General features: G+C 57.2%; 7 protein-coding genes. 4 read left to right on the top strand and 3 right to left on the bottom strand.

The genetic code is table 11. From position 1 onward, the window contains the following. Positions 1–167 precede the first annotated feature (167 nt). Entirely contained in the window at positions 168–692 is a 525-nt protein-coding gene (locus tag ACIQ0G_RS08455; protein WP_397577528.1) for a ubiquinol-cytochrome C chaperone family protein, read from the bottom strand. Between the two features lie 114 nt (positions 693–806). Between ACIQ0G_RS08455 and ACIQ0G_RS08450 the strand changes: the two genes are divergently transcribed. Then, positions 807–1,280: an outer membrane protein assembly factor BamE gene (locus tag ACIQ0G_RS08450; protein WP_397577527.1), complete on the top strand. Its 474-nt coding sequence runs from the start codon at positions 807–809 to the stop codon at positions 1,278–1,280. Between the two features lie 60 nt (positions 1,281–1,340). Here ACIQ0G_RS08450 and ACIQ0G_RS08445 read toward each other — a convergent pair whose 3' ends face one another. Beyond that, the gene (locus ACIQ0G_RS08445; RefSeq protein WP_397577526.1) at positions 1,341–3,602 is read right to left on the bottom strand and encodes an NADP-dependent malic enzyme; all 2,262 of its coding nucleotides are present in this window, start codon (positions 3,600–3,602) and stop codon (positions 1,341–1,343) included. A gap of 101 nt (positions 3,603–3,703) precedes the next feature. On the opposite strand from ACIQ0G_RS08445, the gene mutS reads away from it, so the two are divergent. Then, the gene (gene mutS, locus ACIQ0G_RS08440) at positions 3,704–6,322 is read left to right on the top strand and encodes a DNA mismatch repair protein MutS (protein ID WP_397577525.1); all 2,619 of its coding nucleotides are present in this window, start codon (positions 3,704–3,706) and stop codon (positions 6,320–6,322) included. Here the strand turns inward: mutS and ACIQ0G_RS08435 are convergent, their stop codons facing one another. Then, entirely contained in the window at positions 6,323–7,588 is a 1,266-nt protein-coding gene (locus ACIQ0G_RS08435; RefSeq protein ID WP_397577524.1) for a NupC/NupG family nucleoside CNT transporter, read from the bottom strand. An 86-nt stretch (positions 7,589–7,674) separates the two neighbouring features. Here ACIQ0G_RS08435 and ACIQ0G_RS08430 point away from each other — a divergent pair, with 86 nt between their 5' ends. Together ACIQ0G_RS08430 and argB are read left to right on the top strand one after the other, a co-directional pair. Further along, positions 7,675–8,358, top strand: a complete 684-nt coding sequence (locus ACIQ0G_RS08430) for a queuosine precursor transporter (RefSeq protein ID WP_397577523.1) — start codon at positions 7,675–7,677, stop codon at positions 8,356–8,358. Further along, a partial coding sequence (gene argB / locus ACIQ0G_RS08425; protein WP_397577522.1) for an acetylglutamate kinase occupies positions 8,348–8,696 on the top strand: 349 nt, incomplete at its 3' end. The genes ACIQ0G_RS08430 and argB, both read left to right, overlap by 11 nt.

Raw genomic sequence — 8,696 nt, 5'->3', positions numbered from 1 at the left:
GTCCGCTTCATGCTTCAACGAAATTTCAGCCTCAAGATTGTCCAGCGCCGCCAGATCAAACCGCGCCATCAGGGCGTGGCGCGCTGCCTCATCCGCCGAAAGCCGAAGGTTGCGGCTGTGGTTTCCCACTTCGGAGATTTTGACGACATGGCTAAACTCGTTGGCCGTCACCACGTTGCTTCACCTTCAACGATCATATCGGGCAATTGCGCCCCCAATGCACGTTCGACATCCAACAAAGCTTGGCGGGTATGCGCAAGCGCGCCAGCTTCAGGGGCAACGCCTCTGTAAATGTTGCGCACAATGGCTTCATCAAGCTCCGCCGTATCGGACAAAGCCGAGCGCAGCGCACCGAGGCGGCCGCCGACGGCGCTCATAATCTGGCCGATATGTTTACCAACGATCATATCGCCGATGCCAACTTCTCGCAGTTGCCCATCCATATCGTCGACAAACACTTCGGTAAGGCGCGCCATGTCGAGTGCGTAATCACCGCTGTCCTCAAGCCGCAGCAAAACCAGCGACAAAACAGAGGCAACCATATCGAAGCGCCCGTCAATGCTGTCCGGAACCTCACCGTCGATATACCAATGCGGCTCACGCGCTTTAGCCACGATCTGATTGTACAATGGGATCAGCTTAAGCTTGGGGTCGGGTTCCCCTTTCCCGAAAAGTCTTTTCAATAATGTCATTTTGACGCGTTTTCATCCTTACTCATCGGGCATTCATCTGGGATTGCATATTGATATTGCGCCTTAAGGATGCAATGGCAAAGGCCCAACTTTAGTGGATTAGCGGAGAAGTTTATGCGCGCGACGCAAATTGCAGGTTTTGCAGCATTATTGGCCGCTATGACATTGGCGTCTGGCTGTACCCGCCTTCGCTCGCATCAGGGCTATATTGGCGACCAGACCTTGCTGAACTCCATCCAACCCGGTGTAGACAATAGGGAATCGGTTCAGGCATCGCTTGGCCGCCCGACATTTGTGGGTCAGTTCGATCAAAACGACTGGTATTATTATTCACGCGACGCAAAGCAGCTGGCGTTCTCGCAGCCAAAGGCAGACGCCCAATATGTGCTGAAGGTCCGGTTTGACGCGGCCGGAAATGTCGCATCTGTTGCGCAAACGGGCAAAGAACTTATTTCGAAAATCAGCCCTGAAGGCGACAAAACGCCGACACTTGGCCGCAACAAAAGCTTCTTTGAAGAAATATTCGGCAATATCGGTGCTGTCGGCGCAGGCAGTGGTCAAGGCGCTACACCGAACAGCCCGAACTGATTCTGACGTAACATCACGATATCGAAAAGGCGGGGACAACCGCCCCCGCTTTCCTGCCGCTTATTCGGTGACACCTGCCGCAGCAAGCACGGCCAAGGTCACCAGATCGCCGGCGCTTGATGCCATAGTGGCCACCTGCACCTGACGCTCGATACCCAGCAGCATGGGTCCAATGACTTGGTCCCCGCCCAATTCGCGCAACAGCTTTGCCGACAGGTTTGCCGATTGCAGACCGGGCATAACAAGCACGTTGGCGGGTCCGGACAAACGGCAGAACGGATAGTTTTTCATCAACGCTGGGTTGAGCGCAACATCCGGCGGCATGTCGCCTTCATATTCGAAGTCGGGGCGGCGGGCATCCAATATGGCAACGGCATCGCGGATATTATTGAGCCAGTTTCCAGCGGGGTTGCCGAAGGTTGAGAATGACAGGAACGCCACGCGCGGGACATGGCCCATGCGGCGGGCAACGCCAGCGGTTTTCTCGGCAATATGGGCGAGCTCTTCTGCTGTCGGGCGTTCGTTGACCGTGGTGTCGGCGATAAACACCGTATGTGTTTTTCCGACCATGACGTGAATGCCAAACGGTGTCGCATCCTTCTTGGCATCGAGCACCCGGCGCAACTCGCGCAAGGTTTGACCAAAGGTGCGCGTCACGCCCGTGATCATCGCATCAGCTTGATCCATCTGCAGCAGCAGTGCGCCAAAGATGTTGCGGTCGCGGTTGACCATTCGCTGAATATCACGGCGCAGATAACCACGACGCTGCAAGCGGCTATATAACCGGTCGACCATTTTCTCGACCAATGGACTTTGGGCGCTGTTATGGATTTCATACTCGTCCGGATTGGCGCCGAGCCCGATCAGCTTTTCGGTAACGCGCGCATCGCGTCCGACCAGCACCGGAACGCCATAGCCATCTTGTTTGAACTGAACGGCGGCGCGCAACACGACGTCTTCTTCGGCTTCGGCAAAAATGACGCGCTTTGGCTTTGCCCTTGCGGCTGCATAAACTTGGGTCAGAACGGATGTCGTCGGGTTTTGACGCGCGCGCAGGCTCGCGCGATAGGCGTTCATATCGGCAATCGGCTTTTGCGCGACGCCCGAATCCATCGCTGCTTTTGCAACGGCGGAGGCGACGATTTCCATGAGGCGCGGGTCGAACGGCGACGGGATGATATAATCCCGGCCGAATTTGTGCATCATGCCGCCATAGGCAGCCGCCACTTCTTCGGGCACGGTTTCGCGCGCCAATTGCGCCAAGGCATGCGATGCCGCAATCTTCATGGGTTCGTTGATCGTCGTGGCGCGCACGTCGAGCGCGCCGCGGAACAGGAATGGAAAGCACAGGACATTGTTGACCTGATTTGGAAAATCAGACCGTCCCGTCGCAATGATCGCATCGGGCCGCGCCGCGCGCGCCACAGGTGGCGAGATTTCGGGATCGGGGTTTGCCATCGCAAAGATGATTGGCTCAGGCGCCATCGACTTCACCATATCGGCGCTCAACGCATTGGCGGCGGAAAGGCCAAGGAAAACATCTGCGCCGACAATGGCCTCTGCCAGATTGCGCGCGGTTGTTTTTGCGGCATGCGCTGATTTCCACTGATCCATGCCTTCCGTACGGCCTTGATAAATCACGCCGGAACGGTCGCACATAATCACATTGTCGTGCGGGACGCCCATGCCTTTGATCAGCTCGGTGCAGGCAATCGCCGCGGCGCCTGCGCCATTGCAGACGACCTTTATATCTTTCAACGAACGGCCTGTAAGCTCACATGCATTGATCAATCCTGCCGCCGCGATGATCGCGGTGCCGTGCTGGTCATCATGAAAGACCGGAATATTCATCCGTTCTTTCAACGTCTGTTCAATGATGAAGCAATCGGGCGCGGCGATATCCTCAAGATTGATGCCGCCAAAGGTCGGCTCAAGAAGTTCGACCGCGTCAATGAAACGCTGTGCATCTTCGGTCTTCACCTCGATATCGATCGAATCGACATCGGCGAAGCGTTTGAACAGCACCGCCTTGCCTTCCATCACGGGCTTGGATGCCAATGCGCCCAAATTGCCCATGCCAAGAATCGCTGTACCATTTGAGATAACCGCGACGAGATTACCCTTTGCGGTATAATCATAGGCGGTTGCCGGGTCGTCATAAATGGCCTGCACCGGCACTGCGACACCCGGCGAATATGCGAGCGACAAATCACGTTGCGTGGCCATTGGTTTGGTCGCCACGATTTCGATTTTCCCCGGGCGGCCTTGGGAATGGAAATCCAAAGCTTCCTGAGCTGTAATCTGGACGTCGCTATCGTTCATTTTTGGCTTTGACCCTATTTTATAATATAAACTGCCCTAACGCGGTGGTGCCGCTAGGGCAAGCATTGCCCCGCAGGAACGGCTCCGCTATCGCGTTGACCATGACGGGGACAATGAAAGCAACATCGGGACCGACACCAATGATGGTGCAGTATCTCGCGCTGAAGGCGAAGGCCGAGGATTGCCTGTTGTTCTACCGCATGGGTGATTTTTTTGAGCTATTTTTCGATGATGCGCGCGCTGCTGCTGCAACATTGGATATCGCGCTGACATCGCGCGGCGAACATGATGGTAGGCCGATTCCGATGTGCGGCGTGCCGGTGCATGCAGCCGAAGGCTATCTGGCGCGGCTCATTAAGGCCGGGCATCGCGTCGCGATTGCGGAGCAAACCGAAAGCCCCGAAGATGCCAAGGCGCGCGGCGGTTCCAAGACATTGGTGGCGCGCGACATCGTCCGGTTCGTGACGGCAGGGACGCTGACCGAGGACAGCTTGTTGGACAGCTGGACTTCAAACATGCTCGTCGCGGTCGCGCCGGTGGGTGACGAATATGGTCTGGCGGCAGCGGATATTTCGACCGGCTATTTCGAACTCGTCACCGTCGCGGCGAGCGCACTTGAAGCCGAGCTTGCACGCCTGTCCGCCAGCGAACTTGTTGTTCCGGATGGTTTGGCGCAACAACTTGCGGGCGCAATCATTCGTCCGCGCGCTGACTTTGAAAGCATCGTCGGCGGCGATCTGTTGAAGCAGCATTTTGCGCTTTCGACCTTGGATGCCATCGGTGCGGTCACGCGTGCTGAGCAGGCGGCCGCTGGCGGGCTCATCGCCTATCTGGCGCATGTCGGGCAGGGCAACATGCCCTTCCTCAAACTGCCGGTCCGGCGTGAAGTGCATGCCCATTTGCTGATTGACCAAGCAACGCGCGATAGCCTGGAAATCAGCGCAGCGCATAAAGGCGCACGTGCCGGGTCATTACTGGCCGAGGTGGATCGCACGATAACGGGTGCCGGCGCACGCCAGCTGGCGTCAGACCTGTCTGCGCCATTGATGGACCAAAGCATCATCGAAGCGCGTTTGTCGCTGGTGCAGTGGTTCCATGACGCGCCGTTGACCCGCGATGCCGTCCGGTCCGCTTTGCGGCAATTGCCCGATATCGCTCGCGCATTGGGACGTGTCGTTGCCGGACGCGGCAGTCCACGTGACTTGGGGCAAATTCGCGATGGGTTGGATGCCGCGCGCCATCTGCGGGAGCGATTGGGCGCCATGGCCGACCGCCCCCAATTGCTCGACCAATTGCTGCCGATGTTGGATGGCCACGGCCATATGGTGGACATCCTCGGCCGTGCGCTTGTGACCTCCCCGCCCACCGACACCGCGCAGGGTGGCTATATCGCCGAAGGCTATGATGCGGCGTTGGACGTGCTGCGTTCGGCTGGCCGTGACGGGCGGCAGGCGATTGCCCAACTGGAGGCGCGCTATCGCGATTCGACGGGCGTTGCTGCGCTGAAGATCCGGCACAATGCCGTTCTGGGATATTTTGTCGAAGTACCCGCCAAGCATGGCGATGCGCTCATGGCGGCCGGGTCAGGCTTTGCGCACCGGCAAACGATGGCCGGCGCCGTCCGTTTCAACTCGCCTGAGCTTCATGAAGAGGCCATGCGCATCACACAGGCCAGCGGACATGCTTTGGCTGCTGAAGCCGCGCATTTGGAGGAGCTGACCGCGATTGTACTTGCGCGGCGTGATGCAATCGCCGCGAGCGCCGATGCCTTGGCGCGGATCGATGTATCGGCGGCGCTGGCGGAGCGGGCTGCAGAGGGCAATTGGTGCCGCCCATCTTTTGTCAGCCACCCATGCCTTGAAATTGAAGGCGGGCGGCATCCGGTGGTTGAAAGCGCGCTCGCGAAATCGGGCGACCGGTTCATTGCCAATGATTGCAAGCTGTCGCCCGATAAGCGGCTGTGGCTGGTGAGCGGCCCCAATATGGGCGGTAAATCCACCTTCCTGCGGCAGAATGCGTTGATCGTTTTGCTGGCACAAGCGGGCAGCTATGTTCCTGCGATATCAGCAAAGCTTGGCCTTGTTGACCGTCTTTTCAGTCGCGTTGGCGCATCGGATAATCTGGCACGCGGGCGGTCGACCTTCATGGTCGAAATGGTCGAAACGGCGGCCATTCTTGCGCAGGCAACCGAACGCAGCTTTGTGATTTTGGATGAGGTTGGCCGCGGCACATCGACTTATGACGGCCTTGCCATTGCATGGGCGGTTGTCGAAGGCATTCACGAAACCAATCGCTGCCGCTGCCTGTTCGCAACGCATTATCACGAACTGACCCGGTTGTCGGACAGCCTTGACGCGCTGTCGCTACACCATGTCCGCGCCAAGGAGTATAAGGGCGACCTCGTCTTGCTCCACGAGCTTGGCGATGGCCCCGCCGACCGCAGTTACGGTATCGCAGTGGCAAAGCTTGCCGGTCTTCCGCCGCAAGTCGTGTCGCGGGCAAAGACCGTGCTGGAGAAACTGGAAAAAGGGCGCGCGGAAACAGGTGGCCTGGCCGCGGGTCTGGGTGACCTGCCATTGTTCAGCGCCGCACTCGACGCCGCCGAAGCCAAGGTCGATGCCTTGCGTGAAAAGCTCACTGGCCTTGATATCGACGCACTTAGCCCGCGCGCTGCGCTTGACCTGCTTTATGAATTAAAGCGGGCAGCTGGCGAAAATTAATTAGCCCAAAGACAGGAACAAACCCGCCAGCGCCGCGCTCATCAGGTTCGAAAGCGATCCGGCAGCAAGCGCCTTCAAGCCCAGCTTGGCAATCATAGGCCGCTGGTTTGGCGCAAGGCTTCCCGTCACGGCCATTTGAATGGCAATCGAACTGAAATTGGCAAATCCGCACAAGGCGAAGGTAACGATACCGACCGTTGGTGCGGAAAGCTCTTTCAGTGCGCCCAAATCAATGAAGGCGACGAATTCGTTCAGAACGATTTTGGTACCGAACAAGCCGCCCGCCTGAATCGCTTCATGCCACGGCACGCCCAAAAGGAACATTACGGGTGCAAAAGCATAGCCAACAATTTGCTGGAAACTCAGGTCAGGCTGACCAAACCAGCCGCCGATGCCGCCCAATATGCCATTGGCCAGCGCAACCAAGGCAACGAAAGCAAGAACCATCGCGCCGACCGCCACCGCCAGCTTAACGCCGGTTTGTGCACCCTGCGCCGCGGCCATAATGATGTTGGCGGGTTTTTCTTCGCCATCATCATGGACCATGACGGGTTCATCATCAGGGTGCGGGTTCGCGAGCGCAGGATCGCCCTCGGCCAGCACCACTGCGGGCATGTCGGGCATCATCAACTTCGCCATCAAAATTCCGCCCGGTGCGGACATGAATGCTGCTGCGAGCAGATAATCAATGCGGATGCCCATGGATGCGTAAGCGGCCAATATGGTGCCGGCGACGCCCGCCATGCCAACGGTCATGACGCAGAAAAGCTGTTCGGGTTTCAAATTGGCAAGATAGGGGCGGATGACCAGTGGCGATTCCGACTGGCCCACGAAAATATTGGCGGCCGCACAAAGGCTTTCCACTTTTGAAATGCCAGTAATCTTCTGCAAACCACCACCGATCCAGCGGATGACATATTGCATGATGCCCAGATAATAGAGAATCGAGATCAGCGACGCGAAGAAGATGATCACGGGAAGCGCAGCAATCGCAAAGCTGTTACCACCGATTTCAGGAGAGGCGAGCGGACCAAAAATGAACTGCGTGCCCTTTGCCGAATAGCCGAGCAGGTTCGAAACGCCGGTAGATGCGGCATTGAGCGCGACTTTACCCCATGAGGTGTAGAGAACGAGGGCGGCTATGCTTGCTTGCAAGGCAAAGGCTGCGCCAACCACGCGGAACTTGATGGCGCGCCGGTTTGACGAGAGCAAAATGGCGATCGCGAGAATCAAGGCCATCCCTGCAACGCTCAATAAAATATGCATAAAGTCCCCACCCCTGATGTAGTGCTGCGACACCTAGCGCCATCGTTGGCCTTGCGCCAATAAAATTAGACGCTAGTCAGATTCGCATGACTGACCAGACCACATTACGCGCGACCGAGGGGGGTATCCCGAAATCGCTTTTCATGTTCTCAATCATTTACGGCGGCATGGTGTGCATTGCTGGCGTGCTTGGAAACAAACAAGTTTCTTTAGGGCCGCTGGCGGTAGAAGCGGGCATCTTTCCGTTTCTTTTGCTGGTCATCCTTTCCAGTGCGGTGGCAGCCTTGCACGGCAAGATTATTGCGGACCGATTGGTCAAATATGGCTTTATTCCATTGATTGCGTCGATATTGCTCGCATTGCTTGTGCTTTCATTGCCCCCGTCACCGAAGATGGATGGCAAATATCTTGATGCGTTCAACACCATGATGGGTCAGACGCCGCGTATTTGGGTCGCAGGTATCGTCGCATATGGCGTGTCGCAAATGCTCAACGTCTATCTGTTCGATCGCTTGAAAAACACCGTAGGTAAATATGTCGCATTGCGCGGTGCCATCGCCGCGGTGCTATCGCAGATCATCGACACCTTATTGTTCGTAAGCATTGCCTTTTATGGTGTGTTTCCGATCACGGACTTGCTGCTCGGCCAAATGCTGGCCAAGGTCGTGTTGAGCATGATCATGGTGCCATTGCTCATCACTTTCTTTGTCAGCTACGGCCATAGGCTGGATGGCACGGACGCCAAGGCCGTTGGTCCGCATGACGATTAATCCCGCCAACCTGGCCAAAGCGGAAACGCTTACCGAGGCTCTGCCTTATTTGCAGCGTTATGCGGGCAAGACCTTTGTCGTAAAATATGGCGGCCATGCGATGGGCGATGCTGGTCTGGCGCGCGATTTTGCGGACGATGTCGTGCTATTAAAAGCCGTCGGCATTAACCCCGTCGTCGTCCATGGTGGCGGCCCGCAAATCGGTGCCATGCTCAAAAAATTGGGCGTTGAAAGCCAGTTTGTCGATGGCTTGCGTGTCACCGATGCTGAAACGGCCAAGATCGCCGAAATGGTGCTGTCGGGCGCCATCAACAAAGAACTGGTCGGCTGGATCAACG

Origin of the sequence: Sphingorhabdus sp. (assembly GCF_044354325.1) — a bacterium.
Lineage (GTDB): Bacteria > Pseudomonadota > Alphaproteobacteria > Sphingomonadales > Sphingomonadaceae > Sphingorhabdus_B.
The sequence above is the reverse complement of the archived record's forward strand: the minus strand, read 5'-3'. Positions and strand labels throughout refer to the sequence as shown.

What these genes read in the sequence shown, in the direction of transcription:
- mutS (WP_397577525.1), top strand. Translation starts at nt 3,704, where the DNA reads ATGACGGGGACAATGAAAGCAACATCGGGACCGACACCAATGATGGTG.
- ACIQ0G_RS08435 (WP_397577524.1), bottom strand. Translation starts at nt 7,588, where the DNA reads ATGCATATTTTATTGAGCGTTGCAGGGATGGCCTTGATTCTCGCGATC.
- ACIQ0G_RS08445 (WP_397577526.1), bottom strand. Translation starts at nt 3,602, where the DNA reads ATGAACGATAGCGACGTCCAGATTACAGCTCAGGAAGCTTTGGATTTC.
- ACIQ0G_RS08455 (WP_397577528.1), bottom strand. Translation starts at nt 692, where the DNA reads ATGACATTATTGAAAAGACTTTTCGGGAAAGGGGAACCCGACCCCAAG.
- ACIQ0G_RS08450 (WP_397577527.1), top strand. Translation starts at nt 807, where the DNA reads ATGCGCGCGACGCAAATTGCAGGTTTTGCAGCATTATTGGCCGCTATG.
- ACIQ0G_RS08430 (WP_397577523.1), top strand. Translation starts at nt 7,675, where the DNA reads ATGACTGACCAGACCACATTACGCGCGACCGAGGGGGGTATCCCGAAA.